This is a genomic window from Enterobacter cloacae complex sp. IR5402 (assembly GCF_049238125.1).
In the GTDB taxonomy this organism is placed as follows: Bacteria; Pseudomonadota; Gammaproteobacteria; order Enterobacterales; family Enterobacteriaceae; genus Enterobacter; species Enterobacter hormaechei_C.
In genome coordinates this window covers 73,604-89,801 of the sequence record NZ_JBMKHO010000008.1, presented here as the reverse complement: position 1 = coordinate 89,801, position 16,198 = coordinate 73,604, and the positions used below count along the sequence as shown (strand labels likewise).

The window sequence follows — 16,198 nt, the reverse complement described above, 5'->3', positions numbered from 1 at the left end:
GAGATGCGGTTTATATTCCCATCAGCCTTGCTGGTGTTCATTTAAGGAAAGTTTCGTTTATGGTCAATCTTCGTCAGCCCAGGGATGTCGCGCAGATACTGCTGTCGGTGCTGTTCTTAGCCATTATGATTATTGCGTGTCTGTGGATCGTTCGTCCTTTCGTGCTCGGATTTGCCTGGGCCGCGACCGTCGTCGTCGCCACCTGGCCTTTACTCTTGCGTTTGCAGAAACTGCTGTTTGGTCGCCGCGGCCTGGCCGTGCTGGTGATGACGTTGCTGTTGTTCCTGCTGTTTATTATTCCCATTGCACTACTGGTTAACAGCCTGGTTGACAGTAGCGGCCCGGTTATTCGCGCGGTCACCAGCGGTGATATGACGCTGCCGGATCTCGCGTGGCTGAACAGTATTCCTGTTGTGGGCGCAAAACTGTACAGCGGCTGGCACAGCCTGCTGGAGATGGGCGGTAGCGCCCTGATGGCCAAAGTGCGTCCGTACATCGGCACAACCACCACCTGGTTTGTGGGGCAGGCTGCGCACATCGGTCGCTTCATGATGCACTGTACGTTGATGCTGGTCTTCAGCGCCCTGCTGTACTGGCGCGGCGAGCAGGTTGCGCTGGGGGTACGTCATTTCGCCACCCGACTGGCAGGTAAACGCGGCGATGCGGCCGTGCTGCTGGCAGCCCAGGCCGTCCGCGCGGTGGCGCTCGGTGTGGTGGTCACAGCGCTGGTGCAGGCTGTACTTGGCGGAATCGGGCTGGCGATTTCCGGCGTACCTTATGCCACCATTTTCACCGTCGTCATGCTGATGACCTGTCTGGCGCAGCTCGGTCCGCTGCTGGTGCTGGTTCCCTGCATTATCTGGCTTTACTGGACGGGGGATACGACCTGGGGCACGGTGCTGCTGGTCTGGAGTTGCGTGGTGGGCACCATGGATAACGTGATCCGTCCCCTCCTCATCCGCATGGGCGCTGACCTGCCGCTGATTCTGATCCTGTCCGGGGTAATCGGGGGGTTAATTGCCTTCGGCATGATTGGCCTGTTCATCGGTCCGGTTCTGCTAGCGGTGACCTGGCGTCTCTTCTCCGCCTGGGTGCATGAAGTACCGCCGCCGGGAACCGATCCAGACGTCATCTTAAGCGAACTTGAAGAGCTGGAAGATAAGAACGCGCAGTAAGAACGGATGCCGGGTGGCGCTAACGCTTACCCGGCCTACACTCTCCACAGCAATACTTAAACGTTGCTAAACTATTTATTCTCTGCACACTGGTCAGACCCGCCTTTTCCTGCCTAAAACCGTCATTCTCTTCAAGAAATCTTTACCTGCCTTTAACTATTGAGACGAATCCGATCGACTCAAAATCCTGGCATGCCTACTATTAAGACACGGTTATAAATCAACACCTTGATTTATAAGCATGGAAATCCCCTGAGTGAAACAACGAATTGCTGTGTGTAGTCTTTGCCCATCTCCCACGATGGGCTTTTTTTTATCCTGATTTCAGGCATCAGGCCAGCAATGACGGCATTTCAAGGATTTCGCATTTTTAGGGCATGCGATTACATGTATGCCGTTTGTGTACCATTTGTGTGCTACAGACGTAAATCAGGCGAATGTTACAACAATTTTCTGACTGCGGATTATTGCGGTAGGATGTGATGATAACTTTGAAAATCCCCTCATGCCAGAAGGCCATGAAGGGGTGATGTTTATGCTTAACGTGTTGACCAGTTACCCATTGTTTTGTTTAACCCACCCTGACGATTGGATTTTACGTTTTGATTTTTGACGTAGTCATCTGCAACGCATCGTACGCCAGTTGCGCCGTCATCTGCGACGACATCGACCAGCCGATAACGGCGCGTGACCACAGGTCGATTACCACCGCCAGATACAGCCAGCCTTCATCTGTACGCAGGTATGTTATATCGCCAGCCCACTTCTGATTCGGGCCACTGGCATGAAAATTCTGTTTCAGCAGGTTCTCGGATACCGGCAGGCCGTGGTCACGGTAGCTGACCGGAATGAACTTGCGCGAGGCTTTCGCCCGTAGCCCTTGACGGCGCAGACTGGCCGCCACGGTTTTTATGTTATACACCAGACCCTGAGCACAAAGCTCATCCGTCAGACGTGGCGCACCGTACCGCTGTTTTCCGTCACTGAATGCCTTCCGGACGGCATTATCACAGACAAGGCGGAACTGCTGACGGCGGTTTATCTGATGACGACGGGGACGCCAGGCATACCAACCACTGCGGGCAACCTGAAGCACACTGCACATCGCCTGGATGCTGAACTCTGCCTGATGTTTTTCGATAAAGACATACTTCATTTCAGGCGCTTCGCGAAGTATATCGCGGCCTTTTGAAGGATGGCCAACCCTTCAGCCTGCTCCGCCAGCTGACGTTTAAGGCGGGCATTCTCGGCTGCCAATTCGTTTTCCCGCTCTGACGATGTCATTTGCTGTTGCTGTTTGCTGCGCCATGCATAGAGCTGGGACTCATACAGGCTGAGTTCGCGGGCGGGTGAATAGCACAGAAGCCAGTTCACGATAATCTTTGATTGTGTATTAAGAGACGTGACCTGTGATGTTGTTTCCTTTGCGTACCACAGTTACCAACCCCAGTTTTTTAAGGAACTTCAAAGAACGTAATACGCTACTTTCTGAGATCTTGCATTCAATACTGATGTAATGCACTGAAGGACAGAAAGGCTTATGAATGGATTTATAATAGCAAGACTTAACAAACAGAAATGAATAAATATATGCATCCATCAGAGTTAATTCTGAATACTGATAAAGCTCACTGAATACCATCTGGAAAGGTGCAGTATCATTAGAGGGTTTCTTCATATGGGTTTTCCTCCAGTTCACCGCCAACTTCCTGATAATCGTTTAGCGTATAAATATGTTTAGTGATTTTGTTCAGTAAGCCTACTCTCAGTAAGCGTTTCATTCATTTACGAATAGTCACATGCGAACATTTACAATAAATTTCTAACTCTTTAAAGCTCACATTAACTGTGCAAGGCAAATCGTTATAATCAGTAGTTGATAGCATGGCAGAGTAAATAAACCAATCCCAAATATTGAGAGATTCAAAGTTTTTAGATAGCAAGAAATGCTCTGGCATAGGCAACTCGCTAGAGGCCATATTCATTTTCATTTTATTACTTCCTTGCATTGATGTTTTAGTATTGAAAGAAAGTAATTTTCTTTCGTTTATAGATAAGTACACCAGATAAGGTAAAATGGTCCCGATTTTGAGAAGTGTCAGATTGACAACACATTAATATTCAAACTATTACTTACTTAAAAGATGCATATAAATAGACTGTCAAGTTGACAGTTCTCAATTTTGCTATACTGCCTTACGGCAGACGCTGAGGAAAAGAAATAAAAAAGAGCTACCTATCACTAGATAGCCTTTCTAATCAGGAACAATAGAAATCACCAAAGGCCAGTAATGGCCTTAGCCCTTCTATTTACTCAGCGTAATAGCTCAGCGTTCTATAGCCGCAAGCTCAAAGTTGCATCTTTGAATACTGCATACACCCCATCGCTAGGTGGTGAGGGAAACTTATCTATTTCATAAATAGCAGCAAGAGCATCATTGCAGAGATTATCATCCCCTGTCAGATGGTCTACAGCCTGAACAGTTCCATCCCTGCTTAGGTGCAATGTCAGAGAGCAGCGCTGACCAGCGTATTTAGATGCATCTAAACGCCTCTGTATCGTTGCTCTGATGGTGTTGACATAATTATTTATATCTGCACCTGATGCACTGCTAGAAACGCTCTCAGGCCTCCTCTGTCCAGCCTGTTCAGCAGCCCTCTCAGCCTCCATCTTTTTTAGAGCAGCAAGAGCAGCAGCTTCAGCTTTCTTAACAGCTTCAGCTTTCTTTCTCTCTGCTAATTCCTTTTTAGTTGGATGCATTCTATGCCAATCTTCTAAATCACTTTCTGTCTGTTCAGCGTCTAGCTGACAGCTATATTCAAGTATTTTCTTTTCATCCTTATAGTGAACCTTCAGAGGGTAGTTGCTATTGTCACTGGAAATAGAAATAACAGATTTCTTCTGTAGGTCATAAACACCTTCTTTCAAATCGTTCAGAGAGTCATAGCGATAATATGCAAGGCTTGTGTCTGATTCACCAAAAAGGATGAAAGGATATTGACCTTCATATTGAGCGTATTTAATGCCAATTACATTGAAGCCCGTTTCTGTTTCCCTGATGCATGTGTAATCTGTAGGTGGTAGCTCTGAAGCAAATGCACTACCACACACAGCCAGTAGAACAGCACCCATCATAATCTTCTTCATAACTGAACAGCCTCACGACATTCTTTAGTTATTTCTGTTTTCTCAGAAGTCAATAAATCATACTCACCTGACTGAATGATTATTTTATTCTGATGATTAATGCAAGCCTTTACTCTATTATGATATTCATTGTCCTGATAGACCAGATATCCAGCACTACACAGAACAGCGAAAGCTATAAGAGCACTAAACACAGACCAAAATATTTTATTGTCCATCCCTTACCTTCATCATCATAAAAGCCACCGTAGGCCTCTGTAGCCACTCCTGAAGCCTTTCCTTTCCATAGGGGTGTTCAGTTAAACGCTGTGTAGCGTGTGCTGAGGGGCTTAAATCACCCGCCTCAATTCGATACAGGTCAGAATGCTTAATAACAACACCCACCCCCTGTATGGTGACTGCCATAACCGCCGTGGATGCGCTCACCATGAGGGCAAGCTGAAGCTGTGAGCGCTGTGCTTAAAAGTTGAGCGGTTAATATAATTTTCATTAATTAAACACTCCATTTTTCAAATCACGCTTAAACTGTTCGTGTTCTTCAAGCTTTCTTTTGTTGATGGTTTCAGAGGCTTCATCCATTGCACGGTCTATTATTTCTTTCTTTCGTGCTGCTTCTTCCTGTTTGTCACGCTCAAGAGAGCGAGAAGCCAGAATGAAAACAATAACACAGGTAATTAAAATTAAAATCTTCATATGCACCTCTTAATAAGAATTACAAATCTGACCACCAGCTCCATCAAGGCTACAAAAAGTTTGAGTAGTGGAACCATCTTCACCATATGAGTTAGTAATAGAGCCACCCGCCCCGTCAGGGCTAGTGTATGACTGACCGCTATCACTATCACCGCTGCCGTATGTGTTACAGATTTGACCACCTGCACCATCAGGGTTGCAATAAGTCTGAGAATCAGCAAGAGCACTGAAAGAGGTGCACAGCAGAACAGCCAATATTAATTTTTTCATATTAATCACCACTTATCATAGAAACAGAGCATTGGGCTACAACATCTTTATTAATGATAATCACGCCCTTATTAACATCTTTTGCATTGAAGTTAACGCGATTAAACTCATAAGCCAGCGTATAGAATTTCAATGTGCCTGAATTTAAATTACCCGTCCGAGCAATTGAATTAGTAGTGCTATTAATTCCATCTACATTATCAGTGGTGGAATCAATGCTTGCACTTGTTCCTGATTCCTGAGCCACAACCTTTCCACTGTGCATAAATATAATCTGAGTAGGCTCCTCACCCGTCATTACAGTAGTTTCCATCACTGAATAACCGTTAGTGCAATCAGCTTTTTGAACATATGTATCTGATGCAGAATTATCACTTACAGGCTGAACATATTCAGGGGGTGGAACTTCACCACCCGCACGAACAGAAGCAGCACGACCACCACAGATAGAACCATCAGACGCAATATCATCAGGGTAAGTACAATTACCAGCCACAGCACTAAATGAAGCAACCAGTAAAGCAGCCAATAAAATCTTATTCATCACATTCACCTAAAAGTTTAATTCCCCTGAGCGGGGAGCCAAATAATAAAGTCAGCACCTTTGATTTTATGAGGTATTAGTGCTAATCCTTCAGACTTTTCTTGACCACGCCACGAGCTAATTAAACTGTGCTGCACCATTATGCTATGCACAGTTGATTTAAGCTTGCCTTGCATACAGCTTTAGGCCATACGTGAACCGCCGAATCACAACAGGCTCCAGCAACAGTTCAATCCGGATGCTCCGGATGAGCGTTGGGTAACGGACATAACCTGCATCAGGACCCACGAAGGCTGGCTGTATCTTGCCGTAGTTGTTGATCTGTTCTCACGCAAAATTATCGGCTGGTCCATGCAATCCCGGATGACAAAGGACATTGTCCTGAACGCACTGCTGATGGCTGTATGGCGGCGTAATCCCCAAAAACAGGTGCTGGTTCATACGGATCAGGGTAGTCAGTACACAAGCCATGAGTGGCAGTCGTTCCTGAAATCACACGGCCTGGAGGGCAGCATGAGCCGTCGCGGTAACTGCCATGATAATGCGGTTGCAGAAAGCTTTTTCCAGTTGTTGAAACGCGAACGGATAAAGAAAAAGATCTACGGAACGCGGGAAGAAGCCCGCAGTGATATTTTTGATTACATCGAAATGTTTTATAACAGTAAGCGTCGGCATGGTTCTAGCGATCAGATGTCACCGACAGAATATGAAAACCAAAATTATCAACGGCTCGGAAGTGTCTAGTTTATCCGAGGCGATTCAGTTTAGTGTTAGGAGCTAACCCTACTGAATCCATATAAACTTTGAACGCAATGCTAGAGTCTTTAGTGACAGCTTCTACAGTGGTGATGCTCTGAGTAGTTCCCCATACAATAAAGCGGTCAATACAGCTTGAATAATCCTTAATCGTTTTCTGAGTCCATTCAGTGTTAGCTTCAAAGTATGCAGCTTTGGTTTCTTCCAGTGAGTGACCTGCTTTAGCGTCAATTTCTCTCTGTAACGTCGCTACAGCCACTTTCTCAACAATGCTAGAGTGATTGGGTTGCCTGTGGTGCAAACGTCGCTTGTGGGGCTTCTGGTGCGGTCTGCAAAAATGCAGAGCGGTCTGAAACCGAAGCGGGATTTCCCGCTACGCTCGCTAAGAAAGCAATCTTGCTTTGCATCACAAGCTCATTTCTATATTGCTTGAGCGTTTCACGGATTGCCACGAATGGCACGGCAAGCTGAGCAAGTTGCATGAATCGAATTTCCATCAGTGCAGAACGTTTAGCCGCTTCCTCTTCATCACGTGCTTGTATGGAAGCGCTGAGCGCTTGTTTCTGGTACAGCTTTCGCCACACATAACCGTTCTTAGCGCTGTATGAAGTTTGTTTTACATTTGTATGAATCATAACATTCTCTCAGATATAGAATTTTTGCTGAGAGCATTGCAAAAGCCCACTGCACAAGGCTTTAAGGCCGTAGTGCTTATCGTGGGTTTGTATTTTGCCCATCTCCCTCGATGGGCTTTTTTTTATCCTTTTTACGCCCGTGTAATGTCACAGCGGCTGAGCATCCGCCACTCCCCCGCCAGCACCCGCGTCTCTCCGGTTACCTGCACGTTCACCACCGCGCGAATATCCGCCGAGGACGCGCCAACCTGTAGCTCAAATTCCCCTGGCTCGACAATCCGCTTCCCGTCCCGGCGGGTGAAATTAAACATCTCCACCGGCAGGGTAAAGGTCAGCGTGGCGGTTTCTCCCGGTGAAAGCGTAACGCGCTGGAACGCTTTCAGCTCCTGAAGCGGACGCACCTGCGTGGCGACCTTATCGCGTACGTACACCTGTACCACTTCGCTGCCGCTGCGCTCGCCGGTGTTGGTGATATCGACGCTTAACGCCACCTCTCCGTCGATCGGGACGCGGCTTTCAGCCAGGCGGGCCGCGCCCCAGCGAAACTGCGTCCAGCCGAGACCGTAACCGAACGGGTAAAGTGCGCCGAAATGGAACGCAAACGGCGTGCCGCCGCTTTTCAGCTTGTGGTTATAGTAGTACGGCATCGCCCCGGCGTTTTTCGGCACGCTCACTACCAGCCTGCCCTGCGGCTCCGCGCGGCCGGTTAAGACATCTGCAATCGCCCAGCCCCCTTCCTGCCCCGGCGCCCAGGCCATCATCAGCGCGGCCACCTTCTCTTCCAGCCCCTGGAGGTTATAAGGACGCCCGCCCGTCATGACGACAATCACCGGCTTACCGGTTGCCACCAGCGCCTCCAGCAGCTGTTGCTGCACGCCCGGCAGGTTTAGCGAATCCGTATCCGAGCCTTCCCCCACGGTGCCGCTCTGGAATAGCCCGGCGAGATCGCCGACGCAGGCTATCACCACGTCACTCTCTTTTGCCGCGCTTACGGCGTCGGGGATCAGATCCATACGTTGTGAAACCGGCGATTGCTGTATCGGTTTACCGCCGCTGTCGCCCGGGAACACCGGCGCGCCCGCCATCCGTTTTTCGATAATGTGACACCCTTTGGCGTAACGTATCAGCGATGCGCCAAGGTACTGTTCCAGCGCCGCGCGCGGGGTGGTCACCTGCGAGGTCTCTTCAACCATATCGCTGATGATCAGGTGAACCGGGAAGCTGTAGCCGCTCAGCAGCGCCAGCGGATCGTCAGCCGTTGGCCCCACCACCGCTACACGGGGTTTTCCGCCGAGAGGTAATATGCCGTTATTTTCCAGCAGCGTGATCGATTTTGTTGCCACCTCGCGCGCCACCTGCCGGGTCGCCTCACTCTGCAAATCGATGCCGTCTTCGGCGGCGTACGGTTTTTCAAACAGCCCGAGACGGAATTTTTCACTTAGCACGCGCGCCACAATCTCATCCACTTTCGCCATTGAGATAAGCCCACGCTCTACCGCTTCCGCCAGATGACGCGCGCAGTCATCCTTCGGCAATTCCACGTCCAGCCCGGCGTTAAACGCCAGCGCCGCCGATTCCGCTGGATCGTGAGAAATTCCGTGGTGCTGGTGCAGCAGGCTGACGCCGCCGTAATCCGCCACGATAATGCCGTCGAAGCCCCACTGTTCACGCAGCACGGTAGAGAGCAGGAAATGGTCGCTGTGCCCTGGCTGATTATCAATGTCGTGATAGGCTGGCATCACCGAACCGGCGTTGGCCAGCTTCACCGCCATCTCAAACGGCAGCAGGAAGGTATCGTTTAGCTCGCTGAAACCGAGATGGACCGGCGCATGGTTGCGCGCCCCTTCGCTGAAGGAGTGGCCGACGTAATGTTTCAGGGTCGCCAGCAGATCGCGCTTATCGCCCTGCAACCCCTTCACGTACGCCGTCGCCATCACCCCTACCAGCCACGGATCTTCCCCAAATGTCTCTTCCGTCCGTCCCCAGCGCACATCGCGCGAGACATCCAGCACGGGGGCCAGCCCCTGCTGGCACCCGACGGATCGGGCCTCTTTGCCAATCTGCTCCGCTGCGCGCTGTACCAGCTCCGGGTCCCAGGTGGAACCGTAGTTTAGCGACGACGGGAACAGGGTTGCATCTTTGCACAGCAGCCCCACCAGACACTCCTCATGAAACAGCGCCGGAATGCCGAGCCGGGTCTCCTCCATCATCATGCGTTGCAGGCGGTTGGCGGCACGCACGCCGGTTTTTGCATTAACAATGTGCGTGCCGAGCGGACGGGTGATCTGCCCGACGCCGAGCTTCAGCCTTTCGTTGAGGGACGCCTGTTCGCTCACGCCAGCGAATTCATCGCTCAGATCGCTGCGCTCGCGGTGGTTGCCGTGTTCATCGAGGATCAGCCAGTACGCGTGCATCTGGGCAAATTTCTCTTCCGGCGTCATACGCGCCAGTAAATCAGCGACACGCTCGTGTACGGGACGTCCCGCGTCCTTGTAGATCGCAGTCATGGTTTACTCCTGTAGTGCGGATTGGGTTGCCGGGCTGAGCTGCCCCGCATCGTTTCGACTATCGCGTTTGCTGGCCAGCTCGCGGGCGATGCTGTCCACCAGCCGGCTGTTAAGTTTGTAGATGGCAAGGAGCGCCATCATGCAGAGGAACAGCGCGCAGGGGATCAGGGTGAACAGGGCATTGATGGTTGCAAGAACATGAGGCGCCTGGTTTGCCTGACCCGGAGCGTAATCCACCATGCCAAGCACCCAACCGACCACCGCCCCACCCAGCGCCAGCCCAAACTTGATGGCAAACAGGGCGGTAGAAAAGACCAGCCCGTCCAGGCGGCGGCCGCTACGGTGTTCTTCGTAGTCCACCACATCGGAGAACATGGTCCATTGCAGCGGCGTGGTCAGGTTCTGAATAAAGCTAAACACAATATTCAGACCGAATATCAGCCACACCTGCGAAGGCGGAATGAAGAAAATCAGCGCGCCAAAAATAACGAAAGAAATAATGGTCCACTGATAGGCACGCACCCGGTCAAATTTCCCCAGCAGGCGTTCAGATAATAATGCGCCGCTTAAGGAGGCCACCATGCCGGAAACAATAAAGGCAAAAACCAGTTCCGGACGTAACAGAACATAGTTAACGTAATACATGGTCGCAGAGCCACGCGTCACGACGGCGGTTAACAGTAAAATATTAAACAGAAAAACAATTCGCCACTGGCTATTGGCGGCCAGCAGTTTTAAATCCGTCAGCATCGAACCGGAGGTGTCATTGCGCGGCGAGTAACGCTCCCGGGTCATAAAGAAGCAGCAGAAGAATAAAACAATGCCTAGCAGCCCCATCAGGCTCATGGCATAGAAATAGCCTTTTTGCACATTCCCCTGGCCTAATAATGAGACCAGCGGCAGCGCGATGACCGTTACAATCAACCCGCCGATAAACGACAGGCCAAAGCGCCAGGATTGCAGCGAGTGGCGTTCGCGCGGGTCGAGCGTCAGCGCGCCGGGCATGGCGCAGTAAGGGACGTTAATCGCAGAATAGATCAGACTCAGGATGGCATAGGTTACGCAGGCATAGACAATTTTTGCCGTCTGCCCGGCATCCGGTACGTAGAAGGTAATCAGGCAGCTCACGCCAAACGGAATGGCAAACCAGAGCAGCCAGGGACGAAAACGACCGTGGCGGGTCTGAGTGCGGTCCACCAGCGCGCCAATGCACGGGTCGACAAACGCATCGACCACGCGCACCACTAAAAACATGGTGCCCATAATGGCGGCAGGCAAACCGAATACGTCCGTATAGAAATAAGCGAGAAATAACGTTGCCGTTTGCCAGACCAGCGCGCTGGCCATATCGCCGAGGCCATAACCTATTTTATCTTTGGTACGTAATACAGAGGAGATTGTCATTGTTATTTGCCTTTTTATCAGGTTAAAACGTATTTCAACCAGTCGCGCATCATCCCGACGGATGTACGCGGTAAGGCTCAAGTATTAGCAACGCCCTGCCCGCTAACAATTGTCTAAATTAACAGATAAATTATGATATTTGGTTTTTTGCTTTATTTGTGATGGTGAGCATATTCGCAGGAAAATAAAAAAGGCGAGGACAGATATCCTCGCCTTTTTCAGATTATGCAGGTTTTACTTGTTCAGCTCTGCCAGGTTCAGCCAGGTCTGCACCACGGTGTCCGGGTTCAGGGAGAGGCTATCAATTCCCTCGTCCATCAGCCAGGCCGCAAAGTCTTCATGGTCAGAAGGACCCTGCCCGCAAATCCCGACATATTTACCCTGTTTCTTCGCCGCGCGGATGGCCATGGAGAGCAGCGCTTTCACCGCCTCGTTACGCTCATCGAACAGCTCAGAGACAACGCCGGAGTCGCGGTCCAGGCCGAGCGCCAGCTGCGTCATGTCATTCGAGCCAATGGAGAAGCCGTCGAAGTGCTCCAGGAACTGCTCTGCCAGCAGGGCGTTGGACGGAATTTCACACATCATGATGATCTTCAGCCCGTTCTCGCCGCGCTTCAGCCCCTGACGCGCCAGCTCATCTACCACTGCCTTCGCCTGATCCACGGTACGGACGAACGGGATCATGATTTCCACGTTGGTCAGCCCCATGTCGTTGCGCACGCGTTTTACCGCCTCGCACTCCAGCGCGAAGCAGTCGCGGAAGCTTTCCGACACGTAGCGTCCGGCGCCGCGGAAGCCCAGCATCGGGTTCTCTTCTTCCGGCTCGTAGCGTTCGCCGCCCACCAGGTTGGCGTATTCGTTGGACTTAAAGTCCGACAGACGCACGATCACGCGTTTCGGGTAGAAGGCCGCGCCGAGCGTGGCGATCCCTTCCGTCAGACGACCAACATAGAATTCTCTCGGCGAGTCGTAACCCTTCATCATCTCGCGGATTTCGTTTTGCAGTTTTGCGTCCTGGTCGTCGAACTCCAGCAGCGCACGCGGGTGCACCCCGATCATACGGTTAATAATAAATTCCAGACGCGCCAGGCCCACGCCTTCGTTCGGCAGGCAGGCGAAGTCAAACGCGCGGTCCGGGTTGCCGACGTTCATCATGATCTTCAGCGGCAGATCCGGCATGGTATCCACGCTGGAGCTTTTCACGCTGAAGTCGAGGATATCGGCATACACGTAACCGGTATCGCCTTCGGCACAGGAGACCGTCACGTTCTGGTCGTCCTTCATGCGTTCGGTCGCGTCACCGCAGCCGACTACCGCCGGGATCCCCAGCTCACGGGCAATGATAGCCGCGTGACAGGTACGGCCGCCGCGGTTCGTGACGATGGCAGCCGCTTTCTTCATGATCGGTTCCCAGTCCGGGTCGGTCATGTCGGTCACCAGCACGTCGCCGGGCTGAATGCGGTTCATCTCGCTAATGTCGTGGATCACTTTCACCGGACCGGCACCGATGCGGTGGCCGATTGCGCGGCCTTCCGCGACAATTTTGCCCTGCGCGTGCAGGGTGTAGCGCTCCATGACCTGACCGCGTGAACGGACGGTTTCCGGACGCGCCTGCACGATAAACAGCTTGCCGGTGTGTCCGTCTTTGGCCCACTCGATGTCCATCGGACGGCCATAGTGTTTTTCAATCTGCACCGCCTGCTTCGCCAGCTCTTCCACTTCGGCGTCGGTCAGGGAGAAGCGATCCCGCTGCTCCTGCGGCACATCTTCAATGGTGACCTGCTTGCCATGTTCTTGCGTCGGGGCATAGATCATGCGGATTTTTTTCGAGCCCATGGTGCGGCGTACCACTGCCGGACGGTTAGCCGCCAGCGTAGGCTTGTGCACATAGAATTCGTCAGGGTTCACCGCCCCCTGCACCACCATCTCGCCCAGACCCCATGCGGAGGTGATAAACACCACCTGGTCGAAGCCGGATTCAGTGTCGATAGAGAACATCACGCCGGAAGAGCCCACGTCGGAGCGCACCATGCGCTGTACGCCTGCGGAGAGCGCGACGCCGCGGTGGTCATAGCCCTGATGGACGCGATAGGAGATGGCGCGGTCGTTGAACAGGGAAGCAAACACATGCTTCACCGCCACCAGTACCGCCTCGTAACCCTGGACGTTGAGGAAGGTTTCCTGCTGCCCGGCGAAAGAGGCATCCGGCATATCTTCTGCGGTAGCGGAAGAGCGCACGGCAAAGGAGGCCTGCGCGTCGTCAGCGGAGAGCTGGTTGTAGGCGTCATGGATGGCTTTTTCCAGTTCCGGCTGGAAAGGTGTGTCGATAATCCACTGGCGGATTTGCGCGCCGGCTTTGGCAAGCTCGGTGACATCATCAATATCCGTTTTATCCAGCAGGTCGTAAATGCGCTGGTTTACACCGCTCTGGTCTAAAAACAGGTTAAACGCATCGGCGGTTGTGGCAAACCCGTTAGGTACGGAGACACCCATACCGGACAGATTTGTAATCATTTCACCCAGGGAGGCATTTTTGCCCCCAACTCTGTCTACATCATTCATGCCGAGTTGGTTATACCAAAGCACCAGCGGTGACGAGCCATTGTTGGACATCGAAACAATCCTTTTGTGATATTTGATCGGAGTAAGAAACACCTGACTACGTATTTATACTGGCATATTTATTTCCGCTAAAAAAACGGTGAATCGTGTAAGCAATTTAAATTTTCAACTTTTCGGACAGTTTCCCGCATTCGCTAACCCGATGATTCCTATAGATTCCGGCAAAAACCATAGAAATAAAGCCGCTATTCGAAAAATGAAATCCACTTTTCAGGAAAATCAAAAACACCATTTCATTTTAAATTCAGATAAGTTCTTTGCTGTGAAATTAACTTTTTTAATTTATGCTTTCAGGCAATTACGTACGCTATTCAGGGTGGATAAAATGGATAATGCTGTCGATCGCCACGTTTTTTATATTTCTGATGGGACGGCGATTACCGCCGAGGTGCTGGGACACGCGGTGATGTCGCAGTTTCCGGTATCGATAAACAGCATCACGCTGCCGTTCGTGGAAAATGAGAGCCGGGCCAAAGCGGTCAAGGACCAGATCGACGCTATTTACCAGCAGACCGGCGTTCGTCCGCTGGTGTTCTATTCCATTGTGATCCCTGAGATCCGCAATATCATTCTGCAAAGCGAGGGCTTCTGTCAGGACATCGTGCAGGCGCTGGTTGCCCCCTTGCAAAGCGAACTGAAGCTCGACCCGACGCCGATCGCCCACCGTACCCACGGGCTGAACCCCGGTAACCTGACCAAATACGATGCGCGTATTGCCGCTATTGACTACACCCTGGCGCACGACGACGGGATCTCGCTGCGCAATCTCGACCAGGCGCAGGTGATTTTGCTCGGCGTGTCGCGCTGCGGTAAAACTCCCACCAGCCTATACCTGGCAATGCAGTTTGGCATCCGCGCCGCCAACTACCCCTTTATTGCCGATGATATGGATAACCTGGTGCTGCCCGCCGCGCTCAAGCCGCTCCAGCATAAGCTGTTTGGGCTGACCATCAACCCGGAACGACTGGCGGCGATCCGCGAAGAACGTCGCGAGAACAGCCGCTACGCCTCGATGCGCCAGTGCCGAATGGAAGTCTCTGAAGTCGAAGCGCTGTACCGGAAAAATCAAATTCCCTGGCTGAACAGTACCAACTATTCAGTAGAAGAAATTGCCACCAAGATCCTCGATATCATGGGGCTAAATCGCCGCATGTACTAATATGCTAGTACATTAATCCAGTTTCAGTTATTATCATGCCATCCTCGGGGCGACGTGCCCCGAACTTGAAATCAGCAGGGATTGGTTTAAGGTGATGCCCATCACTTCCCGGTAGTCTGCCGATGAAGCAAAAAATTTCTGAGACATTCCATGAACAAAACCGACGAACTGCGCACCGCGCGCATTGATAGCCTGGTCACACCGGCTGAACTGGCCCGGCTGCATCCCGTTTCCGCCGAGGTGGCGGACCATGTGACGGCCTCCCGTCGCCGCATCGAAAAAATTCTCAATGGTGAAGACAAACGTCTTCTGGTGGTGATTGGCCCCTGCTCCATCCACGACCTGGACGCGGCAATGGATTATGCACAACGCCTTCAGACGCTGCGCGGCACGTATCAGGATCGCCTGGAGATCGTGATGCGTACCTACTTTGAAAAGCCCCGTACCGTCGTGGGCTGGAAAGGATTGATTTCCGATCCCGATCTGAACGGTAGCTACCGGGTGAATCACGGTATTGCGCTGGCGCGCAAGCTGCTGTTACAGGTTAACGAGCTGGGCGTGCCGACTGCCACCGAATTTCTGGATATGGTGACCGGACAGTTTATTGCCGACCTCATAAGCTGGGGCGCGATTGGCGCGCGTACCACCGAAAGTCAGATCCACCGTGAAATGGCGTCGGCGCTCTCCTGTCCGGTGGGCTTCAAAAACGGAACGGACGGTAATACCCGAATTGCCGTAGATGCCATCCGCGCGTCACGCGCCAGCCATATGTTCCTCTCCCCGGATAAAAATGGCCAGATGACCATCTACCAGACCAGCGGCAACCCGTTCGGACATATCATTATGCGTGGCGGTAAAAAACCGAATTACCATGCAGAAGATATTGCCGCCGCTTGCGAAACGCTGGCGGAATTTGACCTGCCGGAGCATCTGGTGGTGGATTTCAGCCACGGCAATTGTCAGAAACAGCACCGCCGCCAGCTGGACGTCTGCGAGGAAGTTTGCCAGCAGATCCGCAGCGGCTCGACCGCCATTGCAGGAATTATGGCGGAGAGCTTTATCAAAGAAGGCACGCAGAAGATCGTCGCCGGACAGCAAATGGTCTACGGCCAGTCAATCACCGACCCGTGCCTGAGCTGGGAAGACAGCGAACGGCTGCTGGAGATGCTGGCGTCTGCGGTAGATTCGCGCTTCTAACCCCTTGCCGGGTGGCGGCTTTGCCTTACCCGGCCTACGATTCGTGCCCTTCTCCCTCTCCCCGTGGGAGAGGGTCGGGGTGAGGGTG

13 protein-coding genes, 1 other RNA gene and 2 pseudogenes are annotated in these 16,198 nt (G+C 52.0%); 5 read left to right on the top strand and 11 right to left on the bottom strand.

Annotation, left to right across the window (positions count from 1 at the left end):
• Positions 1-59: 59 nt before the first annotated feature.
• Together ydiK and rprA are read left to right on the top strand one after the other, a co-directional pair.
• A complete protein-coding gene (ydiK, locus tag ACOTXL_RS14960; RefSeq protein WP_015570721.1) occupies positions 60-1,175 on the top strand; it encodes an AI-2E family transporter YdiK in 1,116 nt (371 codons plus the stop codon).
• A gap of 209 nt (positions 1,176-1,384) precedes the next feature.
• An RNA gene (gene rprA, locus ACOTXL_RS14955) (antisense sRNA RprA) lies at positions 1,385-1,492 on the top strand.
• Positions 1,493-1,794: 302 nt separating this feature from the next.
• Here the strand turns inward: rprA and ACOTXL_RS14950 are convergent.
• The 6 genes and pseudogenes from ACOTXL_RS14950 to ACOTXL_RS14925 form a co-directional block, all read right to left on the bottom strand.
• Positions 1,795-2,522, bottom strand: a pseudogene (locus tag ACOTXL_RS14950) (IS3 family transposase); the annotation flags it as partial.
• A gap of 434 nt (positions 2,523-2,956) precedes the next feature.
• Complete coding sequence (locus ACOTXL_RS14945) at positions 2,957-3,166, bottom strand: hypothetical protein (RefSeq protein ID WP_045350520.1); 210 nt, start codon at positions 3,164-3,166, stop codon at positions 2,957-2,959.
• Positions 3,167-3,510: 344 nt separating this feature from the next.
• Positions 3,511-4,323 (bottom strand): cell envelope integrity protein TolA, encoded by an 813-nt coding sequence (gene tolA / locus ACOTXL_RS14940; RefSeq protein ID WP_052426624.1) that lies wholly within the window; start codon positions 4,321-4,323, stop codon positions 3,511-3,513.
• A gap of 489 nt (positions 4,324-4,812) precedes the next feature.
• A complete protein-coding gene (locus ACOTXL_RS14935; protein ID WP_045350515.1) occupies positions 4,813-5,016 on the bottom strand; it encodes a hypothetical protein in 204 nt (67 codons plus the stop codon).
• A 9-nt stretch (positions 5,017-5,025) separates the two neighbouring features.
• Positions 5,026-5,286 (bottom strand): hypothetical protein, encoded by a 261-nt coding sequence (locus tag ACOTXL_RS14930; protein WP_126814528.1) that lies wholly within the window; start codon positions 5,284-5,286, stop codon positions 5,026-5,028.
• Between the two features lies 1 nt (position 5,287).
• The gene (locus tag ACOTXL_RS14925; RefSeq protein WP_099975526.1) at positions 5,288-5,830 is read right to left on the bottom strand and encodes a hypothetical protein; all 543 of its coding nucleotides are present in this window, start codon (positions 5,828-5,830) and stop codon (positions 5,288-5,290) included.
• A 210-nt stretch (positions 5,831-6,040) separates the two neighbouring features.
• Between ACOTXL_RS14925 and ACOTXL_RS14920 the strand changes: the two are divergent.
• A pseudogene (locus ACOTXL_RS14920) lies at positions 6,041-6,574 on the top strand (IS3 family transposase); the annotation flags it as partial.
• 1 nt (position 6,575) lies between these two features.
• On the opposite strand, the gene ACOTXL_RS14915 reads toward ACOTXL_RS14920, so the two are convergent.
• The 5 genes from ACOTXL_RS14915 to ppsA all read right to left on the bottom strand — a co-directional run bounded on the left by ACOTXL_RS14915 (position 6,576) and on the right by ppsA (position 13,745).
• Positions 6,576-6,845 carry a hypothetical protein gene (locus tag ACOTXL_RS14915; protein ID WP_048210412.1) on the bottom strand — a complete coding sequence of 90 codons (270 nt, stop codon included), beginning with the start codon at positions 6,843-6,845 and terminating at the stop codon, positions 6,576-6,578.
• 13 nt (positions 6,846-6,858) lie between these two features.
• Positions 6,859-7,221, bottom strand: a complete 363-nt coding sequence (locus ACOTXL_RS14910) for a hypothetical protein (protein ID WP_052426625.1) — start codon at positions 7,219-7,221, stop codon at positions 6,859-6,861.
• A 131-nt stretch (positions 7,222-7,352) separates the two neighbouring features.
• On the bottom strand, positions 7,353-9,728 hold the full coding sequence (locus ACOTXL_RS14905) for a glycoside hydrolase family 3 N-terminal domain-containing protein (protein ID WP_045350510.1): 2,376 nt from the start codon (positions 9,726-9,728) through the stop codon (positions 7,353-7,355).
• Between the two features lie 3 nt (positions 9,729-9,731).
• Complete coding sequence (locus ACOTXL_RS14900) at positions 9,732-11,132, bottom strand: MFS transporter (RefSeq protein ID WP_045350509.1); 1,401 nt, start codon at positions 11,130-11,132, stop codon at positions 9,732-9,734.
• 234 nt (positions 11,133-11,366) lie between these two features.
• Entirely contained in the window at positions 11,367-13,745 is a 2,379-nt protein-coding gene (gene ppsA, locus ACOTXL_RS14895; protein WP_045350508.1) for a phosphoenolpyruvate synthase, read from the bottom strand.
• Positions 13,746-14,079: 334 nt separating this feature from the next.
• On the opposite strand from ppsA, the gene ppsR reads away from it, so the two are divergent.
• Entirely contained in the window at positions 14,080-14,913 is an 834-nt protein-coding gene (gene ppsR / locus ACOTXL_RS14890; protein ID WP_017384644.1) for a posphoenolpyruvate synthetase regulatory kinase/phosphorylase PpsR, read from the top strand.
• A 150-nt stretch (positions 14,914-15,063) separates the two neighbouring features.
• Positions 15,064-16,110, top strand: coding sequence for a 3-deoxy-7-phosphoheptulonate synthase AroH (gene aroH / locus ACOTXL_RS14885; protein ID WP_023315935.1), 1,047 nt, complete (start codon positions 15,064-15,066; stop codon positions 16,108-16,110).
• Positions 16,111-16,198: the final 88 nt, after the last annotated feature.